This window comes from Bradyrhizobium sp. USDA 3364, assembly GCF_054056355.1.
Genome location: NZ_JBSRYG010000002.1, coordinates 4,170,070 through 4,194,274, shown reverse-complemented (window position 1 = coordinate 4,194,274; position 24,205 = coordinate 4,170,070). Strand labels below are relative to the sequence as shown.

The 24,205-nt window shown below is 64.9% G+C and carries 21 protein-coding genes, 1 pseudogene and 1 riboswitch; of the genes and pseudogenes, 14 read left to right on the top strand and 8 right to left on the bottom strand.

The genetic code is table 11. The annotated features are described in order from the left end of the window. The first annotated feature begins 337 nt into the window (after positions 1 to 337). The 3 genes from carB (at position 338) to ACVILL_RS19790 (ending at position 5,209) form a co-directional block, all read left to right on the top strand. The gene (gene carB, locus ACVILL_RS19800; RefSeq protein WP_456730588.1) at positions 338 to 3,802 is read left to right on the top strand and encodes a carbamoyl-phosphate synthase large subunit; all 3,465 of its coding nucleotides are present in this window, start codon (positions 338 to 340) and stop codon (positions 3,800 to 3,802) included. 196 nt (positions 3,803 to 3,998) lie between these two features. Further along, positions 3,999 to 4,472, top strand: a complete 474-nt coding sequence (greA, locus tag ACVILL_RS19795; protein WP_018269816.1) for a transcription elongation factor GreA — start codon at positions 3,999 to 4,001, stop codon at positions 4,470 to 4,472. A 341-nt stretch (positions 4,473 to 4,813) separates the two neighbouring features. Further along, complete coding sequence (locus ACVILL_RS19790) at positions 4,814 to 5,209, top strand: DoxX family protein (RefSeq protein ID WP_456730587.1); 396 nt, start codon at positions 4,814 to 4,816, stop codon at positions 5,207 to 5,209. A 147-nt stretch (positions 5,210 to 5,356) separates the two neighbouring features. Here ACVILL_RS19790 and ACVILL_RS19785 read toward each other — a convergent pair whose 3' ends face one another. Beyond that, positions 5,357 to 5,836 carry an Lrp/AsnC family transcriptional regulator gene (locus ACVILL_RS19785; RefSeq protein WP_050628849.1) on the bottom strand — a complete coding sequence of 160 codons (480 nt, stop codon included), beginning with the start codon at positions 5,834 to 5,836 and terminating at the stop codon, positions 5,357 to 5,359. Positions 5,837 to 6,119: 283 nt separating this feature from the next. Between ACVILL_RS19785 and trxB the strand changes: the two genes are divergently transcribed. From trxB to dapA, 3 genes are all read left to right on the top strand, one after another. Beyond that, positions 6,120 to 7,085 (top strand): thioredoxin-disulfide reductase, encoded by a 966-nt coding sequence (gene trxB / locus ACVILL_RS19780; protein ID WP_456730586.1) that lies wholly within the window; start codon positions 6,120 to 6,122, stop codon positions 7,083 to 7,085. Positions 7,086 to 7,087: 2 nt separating this feature from the next. Further along, positions 7,088 to 8,008, top strand: a complete 921-nt coding sequence (locus ACVILL_RS19775) for a LysR family transcriptional regulator (RefSeq protein ID WP_028344089.1) — start codon at positions 7,088 to 7,090, stop codon at positions 8,006 to 8,008. A gap of 520 nt (positions 8,009 to 8,528) precedes the next feature. Continuing rightward, positions 8,529 to 9,449 (top strand): 4-hydroxy-tetrahydrodipicolinate synthase, encoded by a 921-nt coding sequence (dapA, locus tag ACVILL_RS19770; protein ID WP_456730585.1) that lies wholly within the window; start codon positions 8,529 to 8,531, stop codon positions 9,447 to 9,449. A gap of 105 nt (positions 9,450 to 9,554) precedes the next feature. Here dapA and ACVILL_RS19765 read toward each other — a convergent pair whose 3' ends face one another. Further along, a complete protein-coding gene (locus ACVILL_RS19765; RefSeq protein WP_456730584.1) occupies positions 9,555 to 11,948 on the bottom strand; it encodes a heavy metal translocating P-type ATPase in 2,394 nt (797 codons plus the stop codon). Between the two features lie 66 nt (positions 11,949 to 12,014). Between ACVILL_RS19765 and ACVILL_RS19760 the strand changes: the two genes are divergently transcribed. Further along, positions 12,015 to 12,290, top strand: a complete 276-nt coding sequence (locus ACVILL_RS19760) for a metal-sensitive transcriptional regulator (protein ID WP_456730583.1) — start codon at positions 12,015 to 12,017, stop codon at positions 12,288 to 12,290. A gap of 166 nt (positions 12,291 to 12,456) precedes the next feature. Here the strand turns inward: ACVILL_RS19760 and ychF are convergent, their stop codons facing one another. The 4 genes from ychF to ACVILL_RS19740 all read right to left on the bottom strand — a co-directional run bounded on the left by ychF (position 12,457) and on the right by ACVILL_RS19740 (position 15,536). Continuing rightward, the gene (ychF, locus tag ACVILL_RS19755; RefSeq protein ID WP_456730582.1) at positions 12,457 to 13,554 is read right to left on the bottom strand and encodes a redox-regulated ATPase YchF; all 1,098 of its coding nucleotides are present in this window, start codon (positions 13,552 to 13,554) and stop codon (positions 12,457 to 12,459) included. Positions 13,555 to 13,607: 53 nt separating this feature from the next. Then, the gene (pth, locus tag ACVILL_RS19750) at positions 13,608 to 14,222 is read right to left on the bottom strand and encodes an aminoacyl-tRNA hydrolase (RefSeq protein WP_456730581.1); all 615 of its coding nucleotides are present in this window, start codon (positions 14,220 to 14,222) and stop codon (positions 13,608 to 13,610) included. Between the two features lie 55 nt (positions 14,223 to 14,277). Next, positions 14,278 to 15,000 (bottom strand): 50S ribosomal protein L25/general stress protein Ctc, encoded by a 723-nt coding sequence (locus tag ACVILL_RS19745; RefSeq protein ID WP_456730580.1) that lies wholly within the window; start codon positions 14,998 to 15,000, stop codon positions 14,278 to 14,280. 272 nt (positions 15,001 to 15,272) lie between these two features. Continuing rightward, positions 15,273 to 15,536 (bottom strand): accessory factor UbiK family protein, encoded by a 264-nt coding sequence (locus tag ACVILL_RS19740; protein WP_456730579.1) that lies wholly within the window; start codon positions 15,534 to 15,536, stop codon positions 15,273 to 15,275. Between the two features lie 177 nt (positions 15,537 to 15,713). Here ACVILL_RS19740 and ACVILL_RS19735 point away from each other — a divergent pair, with 177 nt between their 5' ends. The 6 genes and pseudogenes from ACVILL_RS19735 (at position 15,714) to ACVILL_RS19710 (ending at position 21,154) form a co-directional block, all read left to right on the top strand. Continuing rightward, on the top strand, positions 15,714 to 16,448 hold the full coding sequence (locus ACVILL_RS19735; protein ID WP_456730578.1) for a dienelactone hydrolase family protein: 735 nt from the start codon (positions 15,714 to 15,716) through the stop codon (positions 16,446 to 16,448). 17 nt (positions 16,449 to 16,465) lie between these two features. Further along, on the top strand, positions 16,466 to 17,302 hold the full coding sequence (gene lgt / locus ACVILL_RS19730; protein WP_456730577.1) for a prolipoprotein diacylglyceryl transferase: 837 nt from the start codon (positions 16,466 to 16,468) through the stop codon (positions 17,300 to 17,302). Between the two features lie 98 nt (positions 17,303 to 17,400). Next, positions 17,401 to 18,462, top strand: coding sequence for a class I SAM-dependent methyltransferase (locus ACVILL_RS19725; RefSeq protein ID WP_456734301.1), 1,062 nt, complete (start codon positions 17,401 to 17,403; stop codon positions 18,460 to 18,462). Continuing rightward, positions 18,459 to 19,227: pseudogene (pgeF, locus tag ACVILL_RS19720) on the top strand (peptidoglycan editing factor PgeF). Before ACVILL_RS19725 ends, pgeF begins: the two are co-directional and overlap by 4 nt. Positions 19,228 to 19,412: 185 nt before the next feature. Then, positions 19,413 to 20,021 (top strand): hypothetical protein, encoded by a 609-nt coding sequence (locus tag ACVILL_RS19715; protein WP_456730576.1) that lies wholly within the window; start codon positions 19,413 to 19,415, stop codon positions 20,019 to 20,021. Between the two features lie 179 nt (positions 20,022 to 20,200). Beyond that, positions 20,201 to 21,154 (top strand): ribose-phosphate pyrophosphokinase, encoded by a 954-nt coding sequence (locus ACVILL_RS19710; protein WP_181196283.1) that lies wholly within the window; start codon positions 20,201 to 20,203, stop codon positions 21,152 to 21,154. 152 nt (positions 21,155 to 21,306) lie between these two features. Here ACVILL_RS19710 and ACVILL_RS19705 read toward each other — a convergent pair whose 3' ends face one another. Together ACVILL_RS19705 and ACVILL_RS19700 are read right to left on the bottom strand one after the other, a co-directional pair. After that, on the bottom strand, positions 21,307 to 22,113 hold the full coding sequence (locus ACVILL_RS19705; RefSeq protein WP_456730575.1) for an SDR family NAD(P)-dependent oxidoreductase: 807 nt from the start codon (positions 22,111 to 22,113) through the stop codon (positions 21,307 to 21,309). A gap of 203 nt (positions 22,114 to 22,316) precedes the next feature. Beyond that, a complete protein-coding gene (locus ACVILL_RS19700; protein WP_456730574.1) occupies positions 22,317 to 22,898 on the bottom strand; it encodes a 6,7-dimethyl-8-ribityllumazine synthase in 582 nt (193 codons plus the stop codon). Positions 22,899 to 22,976: 78 nt separating this feature from the next. After that, positions 22,977 to 23,130: riboswitch (FMN riboswitch) on the bottom strand. A 441-nt stretch (positions 23,131 to 23,571) separates the two neighbouring features. On the opposite strand from ACVILL_RS19700, the gene ACVILL_RS19695 reads away from it, so the two are divergent. Then, a complete protein-coding gene (locus ACVILL_RS19695) occupies positions 23,572 to 24,072 on the top strand; it encodes a YbjN domain-containing protein (protein ID WP_456730573.1) in 501 nt (166 codons plus the stop codon). The last annotated feature ends 133 nt before the right edge of the window (positions 24,073 to 24,205 follow it).

Here is a 24,205-nt window from a genome sequence, read left to right as displayed (position 1 = left end):
CTGACGGGCTTCGCGTGGCGCAGCCACGCTGGACCGGCGGGGCAAAGCGTGTCCGGCGTAGCTTGAGCGCAGCGAAAGCGTAGACGGACCAAAGACGGCCTCAGCATGCCCCCCGTTCCCCACCACCCCCGACCGGGCGTCCATCGAACCAGGAATTTCCCCCAGAATCACGGTTGATTGGGCGCTTTTTGGGGTTTCGCGGGTGCGGAAACTGGTCTAAAGACCACCCGCGCGCGAGGGATCGCGCTTCCGGCGCTACAACATGTAGCGCATGGCTCGAGGGACGCGCGGGAAGCGCGCCCTTTTTTTGTGCCTAAATTCCAGTCCGCGAGAGCTGATGCCCAAAAGAACCGACATCTCCACCATCCTGATCATCGGCGCCGGTCCCATCGTGATCGGCCAGGCCTGCGAATTCGACTATTCCGGCACGCAGGCCTGCAAGACGCTGAAGGAAGAGGGCTATCGGATCGTCCTGGTCAATTCGAACCCGGCCACGATCATGACCGACCCGGAGCTGGCGGACGCGACCTATATCGAGCCGATCACGCCCGAAATCGTCGCCAAGATCATCGAAAAGGAGCGCTACGTCCTGCCCGGCGGCTTCGCGCTGCTGCCGACCATGGGAGGCCAGACCGCGCTGAACTGCGCGCTGTCGCTGCGCAAGCAGGGCACGCTGGAGAAGTTCGACGTCGAAATGATCGGCGCCACCGCGGACGCGATCGACAAGGCCGAGGACCGCCAGCTGTTCCGCGACGCCATGGAGAAGATCGGGCTGCAGACGCCGCGGTCGCGGCTCGCCAACGCCTCGGCGCTTAAGAAGTCCGACCGCGACAAATACCTCGCCGACCAGGCCGAGCTGTCCGGCACCGAGCTCGAAGCCTTCGAACGCAAGTGGGAAGCCGGCGAGAACGAACGGCGCAAGCGCTACCAGCAGCAGGCCCTGGCCGAAGCGCTGATGGCGCTGTCCGACATCGGCCTGCCCGCGATCATCCGCCCCTCCTTCACGCTCGGCGGCACCGGCGGCGGCATCGCCTACAACAAGGAAGAATATCTCGACATCATCGAGCGCGGGCTCGATGCCTCGCCGACCAACGAGGTGCTGATCGAGGAATCCGTTCTCGGCTGGAAAGAGTTCGAGATGGAGGTGGTGCGCGACAAGAAGGACAATTGCATCATCATCTGCTCGATCGAGAACGTCGATCCGATGGGCGTGCACACCGGCGATTCCATCACGGTGGCGCCGGCGCTGACGCTCACCGACAAGGAATACCAGATCATGCGCGACGCATCGATTGCGGTGCTGCGCGAGATCGGCGTCGAGACCGGCGGCTCCAACGTGCAGTTCGGCATCAATCCCGACGACGGCCGCATGGTCGTGATCGAGATGAACCCGCGCGTGTCGCGCTCCTCGGCGCTGGCCTCCAAGGCCACCGGCTTCCCGATCGCCAAGGTCGCGGCCAAGCTTGCGATCGGCTACACGCTCGACGAAATTGCCAACGACATCACCGGCGGCGCCACGCCGGCCTCGTTCGAGCCGACCATCGACTACGTCGTCACCAAGATTCCGCGCTTCGCGTTCGAGAAGTTCCCGGGCGCCTCCTCTACCCTGACGACCTCGATGAAGTCAGTCGGCGAGGTGATGGCGATCGGCCGCACCTTCCAGGAGAGCCTGCAGAAGGCGCTGCGCGGGCTGGAGACCGGGCTGACCGGCCTCGACGAGATCGACATCGAGGGCCTCGGCCGCAGCGACGACAAGAACGCGATCCGCGCAGCGCTCGGCACCCCGACGCCGAACCGCCTGCTGCAGGTCGCGCAGGCAATGCGGCTCGGCTGGACGAACGAGGAGATCTTCAATTCCTGCAAGATCGATCGCTGGTTCCTCGCCGAGCTGCGCGCCATCGTCGAGATGGAGGACAAGGTCCGCGGCAACGGCCTGCCGGCCAATGCGTTCTCGATGCGGATGCTGAAGGCGATGGGCTTCTCGGATGCGCGGCTGGCCGTGCTCACGGAGACCACCGAGGCCGACGTCACCGCGAAGCGCCACGCGCTCGGGGTGCGCCCGGTGTTCAAGCGCATCGACACCTGCGCGGCGGAGTTCGCCTCGCCCACCGCCTACATGTATTCGACCTATGAGCGGCCGTTCGCGGGTGAGCTCGCCGACGAGAGCGCGCCGTCGGATCGCAAGAAGGTGATCATCCTCGGCGGCGGGCCGAACCGCATCGGCCAGGGCATCGAGTTCGACTATTGCTGCTGCCACGCCTGCTTCGCGCTCGAGGACGCCGGCTACGAGACCATCATGGTCAACTGCAATCCGGAGACGGTGTCGACCGACTACGACACCGCCAATCGGCTGTATTTCGAGCCGCTCACCGCCGAGGACGTGCTCGAGATCATCGCGACCGAGCGCAAGAACGGCACGCTGCACGGCGTGATCGTGCAGTTCGGCGGCCAGACCCCGCTGAAGCTCGCCCGCGCGCTCGAGGCCGCCGAAGTGCCGATCCTCGGCACCTCGCCCGACGCGATCGACCTCGCCGAGGACCGTGACCGCTTCAAGCGCGTGCTCGACAAGCTCCGCCTCAAGCAGCCGAAGAACGGCATCGCCTATTCGGTCGAGCAGGCCCGCCTGGTCGCCGCCGATCTCGATTTGCCGCTGGTGGTGCGTCCGTCCTACGTGCTCGGCGGCCGCGCGATGCAGATCATCCGCGAGGAGACCCAGCTCAACGACTACCTGTTGGGAACGCTGCCGGAGCTGGTGCCCGCCGACATCAAGGCGCGCTACCCGAACGACAAGACCGGGCAGATCAACACCGTGCTCGGCAAGAACCCGCTGCTGTTCGACCGGTATCTGTCCGACGCGACCGAAGTCGACGTCGACTGCCTCTCCGACGGCAAGGACACTTTCATCGTCGGCATCATGGAGCACATCGAGGAAGCCGGCATCCACTCCGGCGACTCCGCGTGCTCGCTGCCGCCGCATTCGCTCGACACCAGCACCATCGAGGAGCTGGAGCGGCAGACCCGTGAGCTCGCGCTCGGCCTCGACGTGGTCGGCCTGATGAACGTGCAATACGCCATCAAGGACGGCGAGATCTATGTGCTCGAGGTCAACCCGCGCGCATCGCGCACGGTGCCGTTCGTCGCCAAGGTGGTCGGCACGCCGGTCGCCAAGATCGCGGCGCGGGTCATGGCCGGCGAGAAGCTCGCCGACTTCAAGCTGAAGAAGAAGAAGCTCGGCCATGTCGGCGTGAAGGAATCGGTGTTCCCGTTCGCGCGCTTCCCCGGCGTCGACACCGTGCTCGGGCCGGAGATGCGTTCGACCGGCGAGGTGATGGGCATCGACCGCTCCTTCGAGGTCGCGTTCGCCAAGAGCCAGCTCGGCGGCGGCACGCGCGTGCCGCGGCAGGGCACGGTGTTCGTCTCGGTGCGCGGCGACGACAAGATGCGCATCGCGGATGCGGTGCGGCTGCTGCACTCGCTCGGCTTCAAGGTGATGGCAACCTCGGGCACGCAGCGCTATCTCAGCGACAACGGCGTGCCGACGGAAAAGGTCAACAAGGTGCTCGAAGGCCGCCCGCACATCGTCGACGCCATCACCAATGGCGACGTCCAGCTGGTCTTCAATACCACCGAAGGTCCGCAGGCGCTGGCCGACAGCCGCTCGCTGCGGCGGGCTGCCCTCTTGCATAAAGTGCCATATTACACCACTCTTTCAGGCGCGGTGGCGGCCGCACGGGGGATCCGGGCCTATCGGGACGGGGACCTTGAGGTCCGCACGCTTCAGAGTTACTTTTCCGAGAGCTGACCGCTGCCCGGGCTGAAGGTCCGAAGCGGTCAATTAGCCGAATGGCTGGAACTCACCGCGCGATTGGATGTTGTCACGGCCCTTAGCGGGGCCGAATATCACTGGGCTTCCGGGCGCGCTTGCGTCCTGATTCCTGCGTTAGCTGAACTGGATATTCCTGCACTCCGCCGGGCGCGCAGGATGAAGGACGAAGATGATGGATAAGGTTCCGATGACTGCGGGCGGATACGCCGCGCTGACGGACGAGTTGAAGCATCGCCAATCGGTGGATCGTCCGCGCATCATCGAACACATCGCGGAAGCGCGCTCGCACGGCGATCTCTCGGAGAACGCCGAGTATCACGCTGCGAAGGAAGAGCAGTCGCACAACGAGGGCCGCATCGCGGAGCTCGAGGACAAGCTCGCGCGCGCCGACATCATCGACATTTCCAAACTGTCCGGCGACACCATCAAGTTCGGCGCGACCGTGACGCTGATCGACGAGGACACCGAGAAGAAGGCGGTGTGGCAGATCGTCGGCGAGGTCGAGGCCGACGCCAAGAAGGGCCGCATCTCGATCACCTCGCCGCTCGCGCGCGCGCTGATCGGCAAGAAGAAGGGCACCACCGTCGAGGTGATGGCGCCGGGCGGCGCCAAGGCCTACGAGATCACCAAGGTCGAGTGGCGGTAGTTACCTTCATGTGACTGGTGCAAAAAGGCCGCGTACTGCACGCGGCTTTTTTTGTGCCTGCGTTTTGACGGCAATGTGAGTAGAGCGCCGCGGCGCGCCATACTAGGGAGGCCGTGACATGTTTATGCAGTATAATCATGTCAGGGGACGGAGTTCGGGCCGACGATTGCATCGCAACACGCATCGCTGGGCGTCACCACGTCACTGCCGCATTCTCTCGCAACTGCCATGGCGCGAGGAATGATTCCAGGTGCAAGGTGTTGACATCACACTCCGGTGGCGGACACCGTGTGTTTCTGCATCATGCAACGTTCCAGTGTGTCAAAAGGGGGACAATGACAATGGACCAGATACTATCCAAGCTTCAGCCGCTGGCGCTCAGCCTGTTTCGATTCACCACAGGGCTGCTGCTGTTTCAGTTTGGCGTCGCCAAGCTTTTCAAATTCCCACCCGGGACGATGTTCGAGAAAGTCGAACTGTTCTCGTTGATCGGCGCAGCCGGCACGCTCGAATTGATCCTGGGCGGGCTGCTGATGATCGGCCTCTTTTCACGGATCGTGGCTTTCATCCTGGCAGGTGAAATGGCCTTCGCCTACTTTATCGGCCATTTTCCGAAGGGCTTCTATCCGCTGCTCAACAACGGCAGTCTGGCGATCGCGTTCTGCTTCGCCTGCCTCTACCTCGCGACCTCGGGCCCGGGTCCGATCAGCGTCGACGCTGCGATGGGCAAGAGGTAGCGCGCTCTCACCACGTCATTGCGAGCCAGCGGGTCGCGCGCCCGATGACAGGCTCAGCGAAGCAATCCATCTGTCCGCATATGCGGAGCGATGGATTGCTTCGTCGCTTCGCTCCTCGCAATGACGGGTCGACTTGCCGCGTACAACTCAGCTCGCGACCTTCACGCCGAGCGGCACCGCGGCTTCGTATTTCGAATTGTGCAGCACCAGCGACGTCCTGACGTTGCGGACATGCGGCGCCGCCGTCAGATGGGTGACGAAATCCTGGAAGGTCGCCATGTCGGGGGCGACGCATTTGAGGATGAAATCGACTTCGCCCGACAGCATCCAGCACTCGCGCACCAGCGGCTCGGCGCGCACGAAATTCTCGAAGGCGCGGAGATCGGCGTCGGCCTGGCTCGACAGATGCACCGAGGCGAACACCGTCACGTCGTAGCCGAGGCGGCGCGGATCGAGCAGCCCGCGATATCCCTGGATGTAGCCTTCCTCTTCCAGCGCCCGGACCCTGCGCAGGCAGGGCGGCGGCGAGATCCCGACGCGTTTGGCGAGTTCCACATTGGTGATTCGGCCATCGGCCTGGATCTCGGCGAGGATTTTGAGGTCGATCTCGTCAAGGTTCTTCGACACGCGACTACAGTTCCCTAAGGGTTTGGAAAACTTGGCAGGTCTGCCGGCAACTCTCATAGCGCAGCCAGCCGCCATTGCGCAATTTTATTGCGCGTGCAGCGCACGATTTCGCGAATGTGACGTCAGTTCCGGGGAAAAATCGCTGCCATGGATTGCAATTCTTGCATAGCTACCCAGATATCCTAGACTTGGATTTGACACTTTTGGCGCCGCCGTGACCTGCTTCCGGGGCGCTTCCCGCACAAGTCCTCGATCAAAATCCCCAAAAGAGAGGGATCTCAAAATGCCCGCGCCTACCCATGCCAAGGTCGTCATCATCGGGTCCGGCCCCGCCGGTTACACCGCAGCGATCTACGCGGCGCGCGCGATGCTCGAGCCGATCCTGATCCAGGGCATTCAGCCGGGCGGACAGCTCACCATCACCACCGACGTCGAGAACTACCCGGGCTTCGCCGACGTGATCCAGGGCCCCTGGCTGATGGAGCAGATGGAGAAGCAGGCGGCCCATGTCGGCACCAAGATCGTCACCGATCTCGTCAACAAGCTGGAACTCGGCCAGCGGCCGTTCCGCCTGACCTGTGATTCCGGCGATGTCTATCTCGCCGAAACCGTCGTCCTCGCCACCGGCGCCCAGGCGCGCTGGCTCGGGCTTCCCTCGGAGGAGAAATTCCAGGGCGGCGGCGTATCGGCCTGCGCGACCTGCGACGGCTTCTTCTACCGCGGCAAGGAAGTCGTGGTGGTCGGCGGCGGCAACACCGCGGTCGAGGAAGCGCTGTACCTGACCAACCATGCCTCCCAGGTCACCATCGTGCATCGCCGCGATCAATTCCGCGCCGAGCGCATCCTGCAGGAGCGGCTGTTCAAGCATCCCAAGATCAAGGTGGTGTGGGACTCCGCGATCGACGAGATCTGCGGATCGGAGAATCCGAACAAGGTCACCCATGTGCGGCTGAAGAACGTCAAGACCGGCGCACTGACCGACCTCAAGACCGACGGCGTCTTCATCGCGATCGGCCATGCGCCGGCGACGGAGCTCGTCAAAGGCCAGATCAAGCTGAAACCGTCGGGCTATGTCGAGGTGGCGCCGAACTCCACGGCGACCTCGGTACCCGGCCTGTTTGCCGCCGGCGACGTGGCGGATGAAACCTTTCGGCAGGCGGTCACCGCCGCCGGCCTCGGCTGCATGGCTGCGCTCGAGGCCGAACGCTTCCTGGCTCTTCGCGCGAGCGATCGCGCAGCGGCGGAATAATCATGGCACGATCTCGGGACGGATTTACGGATATGGATTGGGACAAGCTGAAGGTCTTTCACGCGGCGGCGGAGGCGGGCAGCTTCACGCATGCCGGCGAGCAGCTTGGTCTGTCGCAATCGGCGGTCTCCCGCCAGGTCAGCGCGCTGGAACAGGAGCTCTCGGTCTCGCTGTTTCACCGCCATGCACGCGGCCTGATCCTCACCGAACAGGGCGACCTCCTGTTCCGCACCGCGCATGACGTGTTCATGCAGCTGCAGGCGGCACGCGCCAAGCTCACCGACAGCCGCGAGCGGCCGAGCGGCGACCTCAAGATCACGACGCCGCCGGCGCTCGGCATCAACTGGCTGATCCCGCGGCTCGACGAATTCACCGCGCTCTATCCGGACATCCGGATTTCGCTGATCGTCACCGACGAAGACCTCGATCTGTCGATGCGCGAGGCCGACGTTGCGATCCGCACCCGCAAGCCGACCCAGCCGGACCTGATCCAGCGCAAGCTGTTCTCGATCGGCTTCCATGCCTATTGCTCGCCGGAATACATCAAGCGCTTCGGCACGCCGCGGACGCTGGATGATCTCGACTCGCACCGCATCATCATGCTCGGCGACTCGCAGGTGCCGCCGCATCTGCAGAACCGCAGCTGGCTGATCGATGCCGGCCGCAACGGCTCCGGTCCACGCGAGCCCTACTTCAAGGTCAACAACATCCTGGGCTTGGTGCGCGCCTGCCAGCAGGGCCTCGGCATCGCCGCGCTGCCGGACTATCTGGTCGAACAGAACAACCTCGTGCAGCTGTTCGGCGAGTCCGACTCGATCGCGCTCGACACCTACTTCGTCTATCCGGAAGAGCTGAAGACAGTGGCCCGGGTGCAGGTGTTCCGCGACTTCGTGGTCAGCAAGGCGCAGCGCTGGCCGTCCTGATTAAGCCGGCCTTATGGGCCAAGCTTATAGGCTTTCCGCGCGGCCCCAAGAGCCCCCTGAATCTCCGCATGACTGACATGCGACCTGGATAGTTGCTGCATGCCGTCGATGGGGATCATAGTGTTGACACGCTGAGCGGTCGCGTCGCGCATATGTCCCCCTCCTCCAGTGGCGCGGAAGTTCAGTAATCCCTCTTGGAAGGTGATTGTGTCGGCCTCACGTGGCCAATACCTTAAGCCGGGCTCGCTTGAGCCCGGCTTTTTTTCACCCGCACGTCATCCTTAACGTGTCGCACGCCCCGGTCAGCATGTGCATTGACAACAACCTCGCAGCGCAGCATCATCGGCTCATGATCACGACTTCGTGCGCCGCTCTGTTCTCGAAAAAAGCCCCCCTCCCGGGGACACGAGATCGCGCGCGATAAGATCACCTTCGCATTCAACCGATCCCGAAACCCCGCCGCCTGGACGGGGTTTTTTGTTGGTCCCGTCTCCGGCTCTGCCTTCCCAGGAGATGGAACATGACTGACCTACACCAGCAATTGCAGGGCCTCTGGCTGCCCCTGATCACGCCGTTCCGCGACGGCGAACTCGACGTCACCTCGCTGCGCCGCCTCGTGCGGCACTACGCCGGTGGTCCGGTCGACGGCTTCATTCTCGGTGCGACCTCCGGTGAGGGCATGGCGCTGAGCATGGATGAGCTGGAGGGGCTGGTCAGCGTCGTGCTCGACGAGCTCAGTGCCAACTCCCGCCATTTGCCGGTCGTCCTCGGGCTCTCCGGCGCCTCCACCGCCAGGATGACAGAAGCGCTGGATGACACGGCCGACTGGCCGATCAACGGCTATCTGATCGCGAGCCCCTACTACACGCGCCCGTCACAACGCGGGCTGATCCAGCATTTCAACGCGCTGGCCGATCACGCGTCGTGGCCAATCGTGCTCTACAACATTCCCTATCGCACGGCGGTGAACCTGACCAACGAGACGCTGCTGGCGCTCGCCGACCATCCGAACATCGCCGGCATGAAGGATTGCAGTGCCGACCGCGCACAGTCGATCGATTTCCTCACCCGACGGCCGGCCGGCTTCCGCGTGCTGACCGGCGAGGATGCGCAGACATTCGATGCGCTCTCCGACGGCGCCGACGGCGCGATCCTGCTCTCCGCACATCTGGAAACAAACATCTTCGCCTCGATCCGCACGCTGTTGCAGCAGGGCCAGCGCGACGCGGCGCTGGCCGCCTGGCAGAGCGTCGTCGGCCTGACCCGGCTGCTGTTCGCCGAGCCGAGCCCCGCGCCGGCCAAGCACTGGCTGTGGCGGCAGGGGCTGATCGACAGCCCCCAGGTGCGGCTGCCGATGGTCGAGGTGAGCGAGGATCTCGCGACCTGGCTCGATGCCGAGATGGAGCGCCGCGCGCAGTTGCTGTTGCCGCAACCCGCCTAACTCCCGTAGCCCGGATGCGGCGAAGCGAAATCCGTGGCCGTCTCCACGTGGGGAGACTGGTCCCGGATTTTGCTGCGCTTCATCCGGGCTACCGGTCTCGTTGGCTTAGTCCAGCTTCACCCGCGACAGCCGCAGCGCGTTGCCGATCACGCTGACCGAGGACAGCGCCATCGCGGCGGCGCCGACCATCGGCGACAGCAGGATACCGAACAGCGGATACAGCACGCCGGCCGCGATCGGCACGCCGGCCGCGTTGTAGACGAAGGCGAACGCCAGGTTCTGGCGGATGTTGCGCATGGTCGCGACCGACAATCGGCGCGCGCGGACGAGGCCCGTCAGGTCGCCGGTGAGCAGCGTGATGCCGGCGCTCTCGATCGCCACGTCCGTGCCGCCGCCCATCGCGATGCCGACATCGGCGGCGGCGAGCCCCGGCGCATCGTTGACGCCGTCGCCGGCCATCGCGACAATGCGACCCTCGCCGCGCAGCCGCTGCACGACCGCGCTCTTGCGCTCCGGCAGCACGCCGGCCTCGACCTCATCGATGCCAAGCGTCTTCGCCACCGCGCGCGCGGTGGTCTCATTGTCGCCGGTCAGCATCACGATGCGCAGGCCCTCGGCGCGCAGCGCTTGCAGCGCGCTCTTCGCCGACGGCTTGACCGGATCGGCAATCGCGATCACGCCGGCAATGCTGCCATCGACCGCGACATAGATCGCGGTTGCGCCGTCGCGCCGCGCGGCTTCGGCGGCCTGGTCCAGCGCGGCCGTCGCGATGTTCCGTTCGGCCATCAGCACGGCATTGCCGAGTGCAACCTGCTTGCCGTCGACGGTACCGGTCGCGCCCTTGCCGGAGGGCGAGGCAAAGTTGCTGACGGCAACGGATGCGAGCTTGCGGTCTTTGGCTGCCGCGATGATCGCCTGCGCCAGCGGATGCTCGCTGCCCTGCTCGACGCCGGCGGCAAGACGCAGCAGGTCACCCTCGTCGATCCCTTCGGCGGCGATGATGCGCACCACCTTCGGCTTGCCCTCGGTGAGCGTGCCGGTCTTGTCGATGACCAGCGTGTCGATCGCCTCCATCCGCTCCAGCGCCTGCGCGTCGCGGATCAGGATGCCGGAATGCGCGCCACGGCCGACACCGACCATGATCGACATCGGCGTTGCCAGTCCCAGCGCGCAGGGGCAGGCGATGATCAGCACGGTGACCGCGGCGACCAGCGCAAAGGTCAGGCGCGGCTCGGGGCCGAACGCCGTCCAGGCGATGAAGGCGAGCACGGCGGCGGCGATCACCGCCGGCACGAACCAGCCGGCGACGCGATCGGCGAGCCGCTGGATCGGCGCGCGCGAACGCTGCGCCTTCGCCACCATGTCGACGATCCGCGACAGCATGGTGTCGCGGCCGACCTTCTCGGCGCGCATCACGAGGCCGCCGCTCTGGTTGACGGTGCCGCCGATCACATTGCCGCCCTCGGCCTTCGTGACCGGCATCGATTCACCGGTCACCATGGATTCGTCGATGACGGCGCTGCCCTCGATGACGACGCCGTCGACCGGAACCTTCTCGCCGGGACGCACGCGCAGCCGATCGCCGACCTTGATCGCGTCGATGTCGATATCCTCGTCGCCATGATCGGTGATGCGCCGCGCGGTCTTGGGCGCGAGGCCGAGCAGCGCGCGGATCGCGCCCGACGTCTGCGCCCGGGCGCGCAATTCCAGCACCTGGCCGAGCAGCACCAGCACCGTGATCACCGCCGCCGCCTCGAAATACACCGCGACCGCGCCATGCATGTCGCGGAACGCCGGCGGGAACAGCTGCGGCGCCAGCGTCGCAACCACGCTGTAGACATAGGCGACGCCGGTGCCCATCGCGATCAGCGTGAACATGTTGAGATTGCGGGTGACCAGCGACTGCCAGCCGCGCACGAAGAACGGCGCGCCGGCCCACAGCACGACCGGCGTCGCCAGCACGAACGAGATCCAGTTCGACCAGCCCTGCGGCACCAGATGCATCAGTCCCAGATGGCTGCCCATCTCGAGCACGAACACCGGCAAGGTCAGCGCGAGGCCGATCCAGAACCGCCGCGTCATGTCGATCAGTTCGGGATCCGGGCCGTCGTCGAGCGATACCTGCTCGGGCTCCAGCGCCATGCCGCAGATCGGGCAACTGCCGGGACCGACCTGGCGCACCTCGGGATGCATCGGACAGGTGTAGATCGTGCCGGCCGGCATTGGCGGCTCAGGCTCGCGCGGCTTGAGATACTTCTCCGGCTCGGCCTCGAAGCGTTCGCGGCAGCGGCCGCTGCAGAACAAATACTCCTCGCCCTTGTAGCTGAAGCGGTGCTTGGCGGTCGCCGGGTTGACCTTCATGCCGCAGACCGGATCGATCGCGAACGTGGCCTCCCGCGGCGCGTCGTCGTGCTCATGCTTGCCGCCGCAGCAGGAATGCGCGGCCGCGCCATGATGCTGATGATCCGCGTGCGAATGGTCGTGCTTTGGCTGTGCCACAAAGACTCTTCCCGGCCGGTATCCCGGCCTCTTGATTTATATACCCTATGGGGGTATATGAGACCTATGAGAGACGAGGTCAAGACGTCCTGTTTAAAACGGCTCAAACGGATCGAGGGTCAGATCCGCGGGCTAGCCACCATGGTCGAGAACGACCGCTATTGCATCGACGTGGTGACGCAGATCGCCGCGGCGCGCGCGGCGCTACGCCGCGTCGAGGAAGAGGTGCTGCGCGATCATGTGGCGCATTGCGTGGAGCATGCGATCTCGTCCGGCGACAAGGCCGACCAGCGGCGCAAGATCGCCGAGCTGATGGACGTGATTGGGCGGGCGGATCGGTAGAACGCTTTTTAGCTGCGCCGTGTCCGCACATTCAGTGTCGTCCCTGCGAAAGCAGGCACCCATGGCCACAGGACATCGGGATGGAGCGAGCTGGGGCCACATCCCGGCTCGCGCTTCGCTTGGCCGGGACGACGAGTCGAGAAACCGAAGCTAGTCTAGAACCCGATCAGGTATTGAACCTGAAATGCATGACGTCGCCGTCGGCGACGACGTAGTCCTTGCCTTCAAGCCGCAGCTTACCGGCATCGCGCGCGCCGGCTTCGCCATTGCCGGCGATGTAATCCGCATAGGCGATGGTCTCGGCGCGGATGAAACCCTTCTCGAAATCGGTATGGATCACGCCGGCAGCCGCTGGCGCCTTGGTGCCGCGGTCGATGGTCCAGGCGCGGGCTTCCTTCGGGCCGACGGTGAAATAGGTGATCAGGTCGAGCAGCCTGTAACCGGCGCGGATCAGCCGGTCGAGCCCGGCCTCTTCCAGACCGAGCGTTTCCAGGAAGTCGACACGCTCCTCGCGCGACAGCGTCGCGATCTCGGATTCGATCTTGGCCGAGATCACGACCGCGACTGCACCCTCCTGCTTGGCGCGTTCGAACACCGCCCTGGAGAAATTGTTGCCGTCCTTGGCCGAGCCTTCCTCGACGTTGCAGACATAGAGCACGGGCTTCGAGGTCAGGAGCCCGAGCATGCGGAACCCGCGCTCCTCCTCCGGCTTGCGCTCCATCGCACGCGCCGGCTTGCCGTCGCGCAGCAGCACCAGCGCGCGGTTGACGAGTTCGAGCTGCTCCTTGGCTTCCTTGTCGTTGCCCTTGGCCTTCTTCGACAGGTTGTCGACGCGCTTCTCGAGGCTGTCGAGGTCGGACAGCATCAGCTCGGTCTCGATGGTCTCGATATCGGCGAGCGGCGCGATCTTGCCTTCGACATGGGTGATGTCGGAATCCTCGAAGCAGCGCACCACATGGGCGATGGCATCGACCTCGCGGATGTTGGCGAGGAACTGGTTGCCGAGACCCTCGCCCTGCGACGCGCCGCGCACCAGGCCTGCGATGTCGACGAAGGTGAGCCGGGTCGGGATGATCTGCGCGGATTTCGCGATCGCCGACAGCTTGTCCAGCCGCGGATCGGGCACCGCCACCTCGCCGACATTCGGCTCGATGGTGCAGAACGGATAGTTCGCCGCCTGAGCGGCCGCCGTCTCGGTCAGCGCATTGAACAGCGTCGACTTGCCGACGTTAGGCAGCCCGACGATCCCGCATTTGAATCCCATGTCTTCCTCTATCCATCTTCGTCATGCCCGGCCTCGCGCCAGGCACAAGGGGATCAGGCCGGCTTCTCGCCGCCGTTCTCACCCTTGTCGAAAAATCCCTTGGCCTGCATCGTCAAATGCACCTTGTTGGCGAACGAGGCGTCGTGCCCCGCAGCCAGCAGGCCGGCATTGTCGGCGACGGCCTGGCACAAGGCCTCCACCCACGCCCGGTCGCTCTTGGCGAAGTCCGACAGCACGTGGCTGTGCACGAGCTCCTTGACGCCGGGATGACCGATCCCGAGCCGCACCCGCCGATATTCGTTGCCGATATGGGCGGAGATCGAGCGCAGTCCGTTATGGCCGGCGATCCCGCCGCCGATCTTGACCCGCACCTTGGCCGGCGGCAGTTCGAGCTCGTCCTGGAACACGGTGATGTCGGCGGGCGCGAGCTTGAAGAAGTTCGCCGCTTCCTGCACCGCGCGCCCGGACTCGTTCATGTAGGTGGTCGGCTTCAGCAGCACGACCTTCTCACGATCGACCACGCCTTCGGAGGTCTCGCCCTGAAAGCGACGGCGCCATGGTGCGAAACCATGACGCCGTGCAATCTCGTCGACCGCCAGGAAACCGATATTGTGCCGGTTGCTGGCGTATTTCGCGCCGGGATTACCAAGACCAACAAAAAGGCGCATGGCACGGCATCCCGCGTCGGCGCGCCATCAGAGGATCGCGCGCCGACCTGATCGATTACTTCTTCTTGTCGCCACCGGCGGGGGCCTTGGCACCCGCGGCCGGAGCCGCAGCACCCGCAGCCGGAGCCGCCGCAGCGGCCGGAGCTGCAGCACCCGCGGCCGGAGCAGCGCCACCGGCAGCCGCCGCCGCTGCGGCCTTCTGCTCTTCGGCGTAGCCGGACGGCGGCACGATGGTGACCAGGGTTGCGTCCTCGCGGGTCAGCGACTTCACGCCCTTGGGCAGCTTGACGTCGGAGAGATGCAGCGAGTGGCTGATCTCGAGGCTGCCGACATCGGCCTCGATGTATTGCGGGATGTTGTCGACCGCGCACTCGAGTTCGAGCGCGTGGGTGACGATGTTCACCGTGCCGCCGCGCTTGATGCCGGGGGCGGTTTCCGCGTTCACGACGTGCAGCGGCACGCTGACGCGGATGGTCGCGCCTTCGCCGAGCCGCATGAAGTCGACATGGATCGGGAAGTCCTTCACCGGATCGAGGTGGTAGTCGCGCGGAATCACGCGATGCTTCTTGCCCTCGAGATCGATATCGAACAACGTGGTCAGGAACCGGCCCGCCAGGATGCGCTGGCGCAGTTCACGATCTTCAACCGAGATGGTGAGGGGGGGCTGGTTGTCTCCGTAGATCACTCCGGGAACTCTCCCGGCGCGACGCTCTGCCCGGGCGGCCCCCTTGCCGCTCTGCGGACGCGCGGTCGCCTTCAACTCCTTGACGGTCGCCATAGCGTTAAGTCCTTGTATTTAAAAAGTTAAAGGCCGCAGCGCGGCCCATGCTCAGGTCCACAGCAAGCCTCCAGGGGTGCGGGGGCCGCGGACGTGGCGGGCTTTTAGCCCCAAAGGGCCGAAATGACAAGGAAATGAAGGGATTTTTCTGCGGACGCGATCCGCCCCTTCGTCATGCCCGGGCTCGCCCCAGGCATCCATCAAGAAAAGGGCTTTTCCAAAAGGAGAGATGGATGGCCGGGTCAAGCCCGACCATGACGAGCGAGACAGGATCAGCCGGCCGCGCCGCCCCCGAGCTTGGCTTCCAGCGCGGCGATCCGCGCCTTCAGCGCCTCGTTCTCCTCGCGCGCCAGCCGGGCCATGTCCTTGACCGCGTCGAACTCCTCGCGCTTGACCACGTCGAGGTCGCGCAGAATCCGTTCGGCCTGGTTGCGCATGACCGTGTCGACCTCGCGCTTGACGCCCTGGGCGGCGCCGGCGGCGTCGTTCATCAAACGGCCGATCTCATCGAAAAACCGGTTGCTGGTCTGGGTCATCTCGCAAAGCTCTCCGCATGCACTGAATCGCGATAAGACAATGGCTATCCCCGCCGTCGGGTTCAAGTCCGCCGCGAATGGCAGGCCTCCCGGTAGCTTGCCTTGTCATGCTCCGGTTTCCTTGCAATCGTATGAACTCACAACAGAAATCGCACACATAACGCGAGCAGAAACGCCATGATCGAGCATACCGTCGAGATCCCGACCAAGGACGGCAAGACCACCACCTTCATCACCCATCCAGAGCGCGGCGGCCCCTTCCCGGTCGTCATCTTCTACATGGACGCGCCGGCGATCCGCGAGGAGCTGCGCGACATGGCGCGCCGGCTCGGCACCTCAGGCTATTACGTGATGCTGCCGAACATGTACTACCGCGCCGGCGTGATGGAGCTCGGCCCGATCAATCCCGATCCGGAATCGCCCGAGCGCAAGCGCATGTTCGAGCTGATGCACTCGCTCAACATCCCGCTGGTCATGGAAGACACCAAGGGCCTGCTCGCCTATGCCGAGACGCAGAAGGCGGCCAACACGAAAATCATCGGCACCGTCGGCTACTGCATGAGCGGCCGCTATGCGGTGAACGCGGCGACGCACTTCGGCGATCGCGTCAAGGCCGCCGCCTCGGTCTACGGCACGCATCTGGCGACCGACCAGGCGGACAGTCCGCATCTTGCCGCGCAAAAGACCAAGGCCGAACTCTATTTCGCCTGCGCCGAGACGGATATCTACGCGCCACAGGAAATCATCGAGCAGGTGAAGGCCGGCATGAAGGGATCGAACAACGAGGTCGAGATCTATCCCGGCACGCATCACGGCTTTGCGTTCCCGAAGCGCCCGGTCTATGACCGCGACGCCGCCGAACGCCACTGGGAGCGGCTGCTGGCGCTCTACCGCCGCAACCTGGTGAGCTGAAGTCTTAAAGACACACGATGCCGTTCCTGCTGATCGACTTTCCGGTATTCAACCCCGTCGCGCTCTCGCTCGGCCCGATCGTGATCCGCTGGTATGCGCTGGCCTACATCGTCGGCATCGTGCTGGGCTGGATCTATGCCCGCTCGCTGATCCGGAAGGAACGGCTGTGGGGCGGCCCGGCACCGATCACGCTGCCGCAGCTCGACGATTTCATCCTCTGGGTCACCATCGGCATCATCGTCGGCGGCCGCACCGGCTACGTGTTGTTCTACAACCTGCCGTTCTTCATGGCGCACCCTTCCGAGATCCTGGAACTGTGGAAGGGCGGCATGTCGTTCCACGGCGGCTTCCTCGGCTGTGTCGCGGCGGTGATGCTGTTTGCCCGGCGCAACAACATTTCGATCCTGTCGCTCGGCGACATCACCACCGCGGTCGCGCCGATCGGGCTGTTCCTCGGCCGGCTCGCCAACTTCATCAACAGCGAATTGTGGGGCCGTCACGCCGACCCTCATCTGCCCTGGGCCATGATCTTCCCCAATGGCGGGCCGCTGCCACGCCATCCGAGCCAGCTCTACGAGGCCGGGCTCGAAGGCATCGTGCTGTTCACGGTGCTCGCGATCATGATCCGGATGGGCGCGCTCAAGCGGCCCGGCCTGATCCTCGGCGCATTCATCACCTTCTATGGTGTTGCCCGAATCATCGGCGAGCATTTCCGGGAGCCCGACCCGCAGCTCGGATTCCTGTGGGGCGGATTAACCATGGGGATGTTGCTGTCGGTGCCAATGCTTATTGTGGGCGTTATCATCATGGTGGCCGCCGTCCGCAAGGCGAAGCGGCCGGCGCCGAGCGCCTAGGCAACTCCAATCCAGGCAAGTCCAATCCAAGGAAGGCCGTGAGCGAACCCTCCCCGTTGCTGGATGAGATCAGGAAGCTGATCAAGCTGTCCGGACCGATGCCGGTCTGGCGCTACATGGAATTGTGCCTGATGCATCCGCGGCACGGCTACTATTTGTCGCGCGATCCGCTCGGCCGCGAGGGCGACTTCACCACGGCGCCGGAAGTCAGCCAGATGTTCGGCGAACTGCTCGGGCTGTGGAGCGCCTCGGTCTGGCGCGCGATCGGTTCGCCGGAGACGCTGCGCCTGATCGAGCTCGGCCCCGGCCGCGGCACCATGATGTCTGACGCTTTGCGTGCGCTGCGCGTGCTGCCGCCGCTCTACCAGTCGCTCAGCATCCACCTCGTCGAGGTCAATCCGGTGCTGCGCGAAAAGCAGCACGCCACGCTGACCGGCGTGCGCAACATCACCTGGCACGACAGCGTCGACGACGTGCCGGAAGGACCGGCGGTGATCCTCGCCAACGAATATTTCGACGTGCTGCCGATCCACCAGATGATCCGCCGCGAGACCGGCTGGCACGAGCGCATGGTCGGGATGGACGCCAACGGCAACCTGTATTTCGCGCCCGCCGCCGAGCCGACACCGCACTTCGAGGTGCTGCTGCCGCCGCTGGTGCGCGCCGCCCCGCTCGGCGCGGTGTTCGAATGGCGGCCCGACAACGAGATCATGAAGCTCGCAACGCGCCTGCGCGACCAGGACGGCGCCGCGCTGATCATCGATTACGGCCATCTGCGCAGCGACGCCGGCGACACCTTCCAGGCGATCGCGCGTCACAGCTTCGCCGACCCGCTGAAGAACCCGGGCCAGGCCGACGTCACCGCGCATGTCGATTTCCAGGCGCTGGCACGGGCCGCCGAGGACGTCGGCGCGCGCGTCCACGGGCCGGCGACGCAGGGCGACTTCCTCAAGCGCCTCGGCGTCGAGGCCCGCGCCGCCGGGCTGATGGCGAAAGCCAGCCCGGAGGTTTCCGCCGACGTCGCCGGTGCACTAAGGCGCCTGACCGATTCCGGGCGCGGCGGGATGGGCTCGATGTTCAAGGTCATGGCCATCTCCGACCCGCGCCTCACCACGATCGCCGGCCTCAGCGATCAGCCTGACGAGACCGAACCATCATGACATTGGGATCACCGCTGCTGTCGGCCATACCTAGCCTGCGCCACGCCTTCTTCTCGCGCGAGGGCGGCGTCTCCGAAGGCATCTATGCCGGCCTCAATGGCGGGCTCGGCTCGCGCGACGATCCGGCCAAGGTCTTGGAGAACCGCCGGCGGATGGCGGAGCAGCTCGGCGTGCCGCTCGATCACCTGATCAGCGTGCATCAGGTCCACTCGCCCGACGTCGTGGCGGTGACCGGCCCGTGGAACGGCGCCGCGCGTCCGAAGGCGGATGCGCTGGTCACGCGCGTCGAAGGTCTTGCGATCTCGGTCACCACCGCCGACTGCGGCCCGATCCTGTTCGTCGATCCCAATGCGCGCGGTGATCGGTGCGGCGCATGCCGGCTGGAAGGGCGCGCTGACCGGCATTCTGGAATCGACCATCGACGCTATGGAGAAGCTCGGCGCCGAGCGCGGCGGCATCGTCGCCGCGATCGGCCCGCTGATCCGCAAGGAATCCTACGAGGTCGGAAACGAATTCGTCGAACGCTTCATCGAGGCCGATGCCGAGAACGGCATGTTCTTCATGCCCAGCGAGCGCGACGGACACGCGATGTTCGATCTCCCCGGCTTCATCCGCATGCGGCTGGAAAATGCCGGCGTGCTGATGATCGACGATCTCGGCGTCGACACCTATTCCGACGAACGCTGCTTCAGCTACCGCCGCTCCGTGCACCGCAAGGAAGGCGATTACGGCCGACACGTTCACGCCATCGCGCTGGAAGGCTGACGCCGCGTCTGGCGGCCATCGTGCGCGGCCAGCCGCCCAAACCTCGATCACCGAAGCGATGCGGCACCATCTCTCTGACTGAGCGGGGAAAATCCGAAACCTCCTGGCACCGCCGCCGGATCGGTTAAGGGCTGTGGCCGTCCTGCCCTAGACGTTAAGCCGTTTTAACGATATCGCAGGACGCAATGAGGGAAGCGTCAAACCACCAGTTTCAAACTGGGACAGCCGTGCGTGCCGCGATCGCAGCCACATGGCTGGCGGTCGCCTGCGCGCTCGGCGGCTGCGCGGCCGGCGGCAATGTCGCCGACTCCTATGCCATGGCCACGCCGGCAGCGAGCGGCGCGACCGTCGCATTCGAATCGATCGACGGCCCGCCGCCCCAAGTGTTCGACCGCATGGTCGGCGTGCTCGACAGTGAATCCAAGCTGCGCAGCCTGTCGATCGTGTCGCGCGAGGGCACCGCGGCGTATCGCGTGCGCAGCTATCTGTCGGCGCAGGTGGTCCGCGGCCGCACCATGATCGCGTGGGTGTGGGACGTCTACGACAGCAACCAGCAGCGCGCGCTGCGGCTCTCCGGCGAAGAGCCGGCCGGCAAGGCCGGTCGCGACGCCTGGGCTGCGGCCGACGATCTGGTGCTGCGCAGGATCGCCCAGGCCGGCCTCAGCGGCCTGTCCGGCATGATCAACGGCGGCCCGGCGTCCGCCCCGGCACCGGAGCTGCGGGGCCCGACGGTGGCGAGCGCCCCGGCCTCCGCCGCGCCCGAGACTGTGGCGCTGGGCTATTCCGCCGACTAACCCCCGGTATCTCCCGGGGAAAGGCGTTTTTTGCCCAGGAAAACGGCGATGAAGGCGGGCTAATGGGTTGCCAGCGCGGCCGCCTGCCTGATATTCCCTCGCGCACCGAAAACCCGCCGGTTCTGTAAGGACTTGAGATGCTGAACGTCGTATCCAGCAAGGCGCGGGGGGAAGCATCGATGTCGGCAAAAAACGGATCAATCAAGCTCGTCGCCGGCAACTCCAATCCTGCGCTGGCGCAGGACATCGCCAAGGGACTTGGCATCGAACTCACCAAGGCCGTGGTCCGGCGTTTCGCCGACATGGAGATCTTCGTCGAGATCCAGGAAAACGTCCGCGGCTCGGACATGTTCATCCTGCAGTCGACGTCGTTTCCGGCCAACGACAATCTGATGGAACTCTTGATCATCACTGACGCGCTGCGCCGCTCCTCGGCGCGCCGCATCACGGCAGTGATCCCCTATTTCGGCTATGCCAGGCAGGACCGCCGCTCCGGCTCGCGCACGCCGATCTCGGCCAAGCTCGTCGCCAACCTGATCGCCCATGCCGGTGTCGACCGCGTCATGACGCTCGACCTGCATGCCGGCCAGATCCAGGGCTTCTTCGACATCCCGACCGACAATCTGTTCGCTGCTCCCCTGATGGTGCGCGATATCAGAGAGAAGTTCGACCTCGCCAAGGTGATGGTGGTGTCGCCCGACGTCGGCGGCGTGGCGCGTGCCCGCGGCCTCGCCAAGCGCATCAACACTCCGCTGGCGATCGTCGACAAGCGCCGCGAGCGCCCCGGTGAGTCCGAGGTGATGAACGTGATCGGCGACGTCGCCGGCTACAACTGCATCCTGGTCGACGACATCGTCGACTCCGGCGGCACGCTGGTGAACGCCGCCGAGGCGCTGATCGCGCACGGCGCCAAGGAAGTCTCGGCCTACATCACCCACGGCGTGTTGTCCGGCGGCGCCGCCGCGCGGATTGCATCGTCGCGGCTGAAGGAACTGGTCATCACCGACTCGATCCTGCCGACCGAAGCCGTCAACAAGGCCCCGAACATCCGCCAGATCTCGATCGCCGGCCTGATCGCCGAAGCAATCGGCCGCACCGCGGCGGAAGAGTCGGTGTCGAGCCTGTTCGATTAACTCGCCGTCGTCCCTGCGAAAGCAGGAACCCATAACCACCAGCCGTTGTTGTTGCGACGGCTGTGGCTCCAGCGTTGTAAATCAATTCGCATTCGTGGCTATGGGTCCCGGCTCGAGGCCGGGACGACACCTGATGTGTGGCGGCCGATGCGCTAGAATCCCGGCCGCGGAACGTGGCTCATCAGCGTCCGCGCATAGCCGCCATCGACGATGATCTCCTCACCATTGACGTATGACGACCTGTCGCTCGCCAGGAACAGCGTTGCATCCGCCATGTCCTGCGGCGCTCCGATCCGGCGCATCGGCACCACGGCGGTGCGCCGTTCGGTGACCCCGGGCGTATCGTAGAACGCCTGGCTCATCGGCGTGACGACGAGGCCGGGGCTGACCACATTGCTGCGGATACCGTGCGGCCCCCATTCGGTGGCGAGTTGCTGCGAGAGCATCACGACGGCGGCCTTGCTGACGCTGTAGGCGCCGCTCTGGCCCTGCGCGTTGCTGGCGGCGATCGAGGCGACGTGAATGAGGCTGCCGCGTCCGGCCTTGCGCATCTGACTGCCGAACGCCTGCGCGCAGATGAAATAGCCGGTGAGATTGACCGCCAGCACCGCGTTCCATTCAGCGAGCGGCAGTGTGTCGAGTCCGCCGGGGCGCAGCACCGCCGCGGTGTTGACGAGGATGTCGCAACCACCAAGCGTGCGCGCAACGGTGTCGGCGACATCAGCGACATTGTCCTCGCTGGTCGTGTCGCAGGTCGCAACGAGATGACCTTCGCCGAACTCGCGAAGCTTTGCCTTGGTCTCGGCAAGCCCGCGCTCGTCGCGATCGAGCGCGGCGACCTTGACGCCGGCGCGCGCGAAACTTATGGCAGTGGCGCGGCCGATGCCGCCGCCTCCGCCGGTGACGACGGCAACGCGGCCCGACAGGCCGAGCCAGTCGGAGGAATGTTGTTCGGTCATGGGCGCCTCCCGCGCATTTTGATTTATGGCGGCAAGCATAACCGAACACAGAGCAGGCGAGAGCGACTCCGGCATGCATGCCGGAATCGCTTTTGTGCTGGACCTGGGGCGTTGACGCTCTTCTTAGTTGCGCATGATCTCCGCGCAAACGCTTCGCGTTTGTCGCGAGGAAAACCGCTTCGCACTTTTCAGGATCATGCGCGCTAGCCGGGAATTCCCGCCGCGACCTGGCCGCGCAGACGTTCCAGGCTGAGCAACGTATTGGCGCAGGCCTCCGCGACCTCGATCCCTTTGATCACGAAGTGCTTGCGGAAGAACTCGTAATGCACCTCGGTCTCGTGGAATTGCTGCGGCGTCAGCACCGCCGAGAACACCGGCACCTCGGTGCGCAACTGCACGTCCATCAGCGCCTTGATCACGGTGTCGGCGACGAATTCGTGGCGGTAGATGCCGCCATCGACGACGAGCCCGGCCGCGACGATCGCGGTGTAGCGGCGCGTCTTCGCCAGCAGCTGCGCGTGCAGCGGGATCTCGAACGAGCCTGGCACCTCGAACACGTCGACATTGGTGATGTGACGCGCCTCGATCTCCTTCAGGAAGGAGATGCGGCACTCTTCCACCACGTCGCGATGCCAGGACGACTGCACGAAGGCAACGCGCTGCGGCTTGGCGAAGTGCGGATGCTCCGGCACCGGCGGACTAGCCGGATGATCGGGAGCGTTTTCTGCTTGGGAGGTTTGGACTTCGGCGTCTTGAACTTCAGCGTCTTGCAACATCTGATTCATGGCTTTCCTCTTTCAGGACCAGAATCAGGGCACACGGACAACGACACGAGCCCACGCGAAAATCGCGTTGGCTGTCGCAACCGTTCTCTTTCATCCGGACTGTAACCGTCGGCTTCGGAATTGCACCGAATCTGCTGACCCTTCTCCCGGCTTCGCGGAAGAAGGCGCTCGCGGGCTTGGGCTCATCACCCTTACCGCCGGTGGGGATTTTCACCCCGCCCTGAGAACATCGGCGCGCCCGGGATGGACGTGCCTGACACGAAATATGACCAAACCGCGACAGCCGGGCAAGGCCTTTGGCATGGGGAAACGGCATGTCCCCATGAGCGCGCCGCGGCTCTTGCAGCGACGCTGCGAGGGCTTGGGGTGATTCACGCGTGCGGCAGAGCGCCTGCAAATGGTTAACAAATCGTTATTCGAATGCAGAGATTCCGATTTGTTCGCAAAATCACAAGTGTGGCGGAGATCAGCTGTGGACGATGCGCGCTTTGGCTGTGGACGGACTCGGCGTGCGGTTGCGCGGATTCCGCAAATCACATCACTTCATCGGCGTCAGGTCCAGGGGCATCCGGAAGCCCGGTCAAGGAACTGCACTCGGCCACGACGCAGTATGTCGCAAGTGCCGGCTTCCGTGTGCGTATCAAGCGATCATAAGAACAAGGTCCGAGACGGCATGTCCCTCCTCGAAAGCATTATCGATTCCCGGAACAACCCGCTTGCGGTGGTCGAGGATATCGCCACCGACAACAACTGGTCGTTCGAGCGTTCTGGCGAAGACGAGGTGACGATTGTCTCCAAGGGAGACTGGATCGATTATCAGCTCTCCTTCACCTGGATGGCCGAGATCGAAGCGCTGCATCTCGCCTGCGCCTTCGACATGAAGATGCCGCAAGCGCGGCGCGCCGAGGTGCAGCGGCTGGTCGCCGCGATCAACGAACAATTGTGGGTCGGCCATTTCGATCTGTGGACCCACACCGGCATGGTGATGCATCGCCAGGCGCTGGTGCTGCCCGGCGGCCTCACCGCCTCCACCGCGCAATGCGAGGCCATGGTGGTCAACGCGATCCACGCCTGCGAGCGCTACTATCCGGCGTTCCAGTTCGTGGTGTGGGCCGGCAAGTCGACCGCCGAGGCGATGGCCGCGGCAATGTTCGATACCGAGGGCGAAGCGTAAGGGCATCCGCATACTCAGTGTCGTCCCGGCGAAGGCCGGGACCCATACTCCGCGGCCTCGGGGCTCACGCAAACTGCTTGTGGCTGATCGCGTGCCTCACTAGAACCACTTGTGGTTATGGGTCCCGGCCTTC

What these genes read in the sequence shown, in the direction of transcription:
- carB (WP_456730588.1), top strand. Translation starts at nt 338, where the DNA reads ATGCCCAAAAGAACCGACATCTCCACCATCCTGATCATCGGCGCCGGT.
- greA (WP_018269816.1), top strand. Translation starts at nt 3,999, where the DNA reads ATGGATAAGGTTCCGATGACTGCGGGCGGATACGCCGCGCTGACGGAC.
- ACVILL_RS19790 (WP_456730587.1), top strand. Translation starts at nt 4,814, where the DNA reads ATGGACCAGATACTATCCAAGCTTCAGCCGCTGGCGCTCAGCCTGTTT.
- trxB (WP_456730586.1), top strand. Translation starts at nt 6,120, where the DNA reads ATGCCCGCGCCTACCCATGCCAAGGTCGTCATCATCGGGTCCGGCCCC.
- ACVILL_RS19775 (WP_028344089.1), top strand. Translation starts at nt 7,088, where the DNA reads ATGGCACGATCTCGGGACGGATTTACGGATATGGATTGGGACAAGCTG.
- dapA (WP_456730585.1), top strand. Translation starts at nt 8,529, where the DNA reads ATGACTGACCTACACCAGCAATTGCAGGGCCTCTGGCTGCCCCTGATC.
- ACVILL_RS19760 (WP_456730583.1), top strand. Translation starts at nt 12,015, where the DNA reads ATGAGAGACGAGGTCAAGACGTCCTGTTTAAAACGGCTCAAACGGATC.
- ychF (WP_456730582.1), bottom strand. Translation starts at nt 13,554, where the DNA reads ATGGGATTCAAATGCGGGATCGTCGGGCTGCCTAACGTCGGCAAGTCG.
- pth (WP_456730581.1), bottom strand. Translation starts at nt 14,222, where the DNA reads ATGCGCCTTTTTGTTGGTCTTGGTAATCCCGGCGCGAAATACGCCAGC.
- ACVILL_RS19745 (WP_456730580.1), bottom strand. Translation starts at nt 15,000, where the DNA reads ATGGCGACCGTCAAGGAGTTGAAGGCGACCGCGCGTCCGCAGAGCGGC.
- ACVILL_RS19740 (WP_456730579.1), bottom strand. Translation starts at nt 15,536, where the DNA reads ATGACCCAGACCAGCAACCGGTTTTTCGATGAGATCGGCCGTTTGATG.
- ACVILL_RS19735 (WP_456730578.1), top strand. Translation starts at nt 15,714, where the DNA reads ATGATCGAGCATACCGTCGAGATCCCGACCAAGGACGGCAAGACCACC.
- lgt (WP_456730577.1), top strand. Translation starts at nt 16,466, where the DNA reads ATGCCGTTCCTGCTGATCGACTTTCCGGTATTCAACCCCGTCGCGCTC.
- ACVILL_RS19725 (WP_456734301.1), top strand. Translation starts at nt 17,401, where the DNA reads ATGCCGGTCTGGCGCTACATGGAATTGTGCCTGATGCATCCGCGGCAC.
- ACVILL_RS19715 (WP_456730576.1), top strand. Translation starts at nt 19,413, where the DNA reads ATGAGGGAAGCGTCAAACCACCAGTTTCAAACTGGGACAGCCGTGCGT.
- ACVILL_RS19710 (WP_181196283.1), top strand. Translation starts at nt 20,201, where the DNA reads ATGTCGGCAAAAAACGGATCAATCAAGCTCGTCGCCGGCAACTCCAAT.
- ACVILL_RS19705 (WP_456730575.1), bottom strand. Translation starts at nt 22,113, where the DNA reads ATGACCGAACAACATTCCTCCGACTGGCTCGGCCTGTCGGGCCGCGTT.
- ACVILL_RS19700 (WP_456730574.1), bottom strand. Translation starts at nt 22,898, where the DNA reads ATGAATCAGATGTTGCAAGACGCTGAAGTTCAAGACGCCGAAGTCCAA.
- ACVILL_RS19695 (WP_456730573.1), top strand. Translation starts at nt 23,572, where the DNA reads ATGTCCCTCCTCGAAAGCATTATCGATTCCCGGAACAACCCGCTTGCG.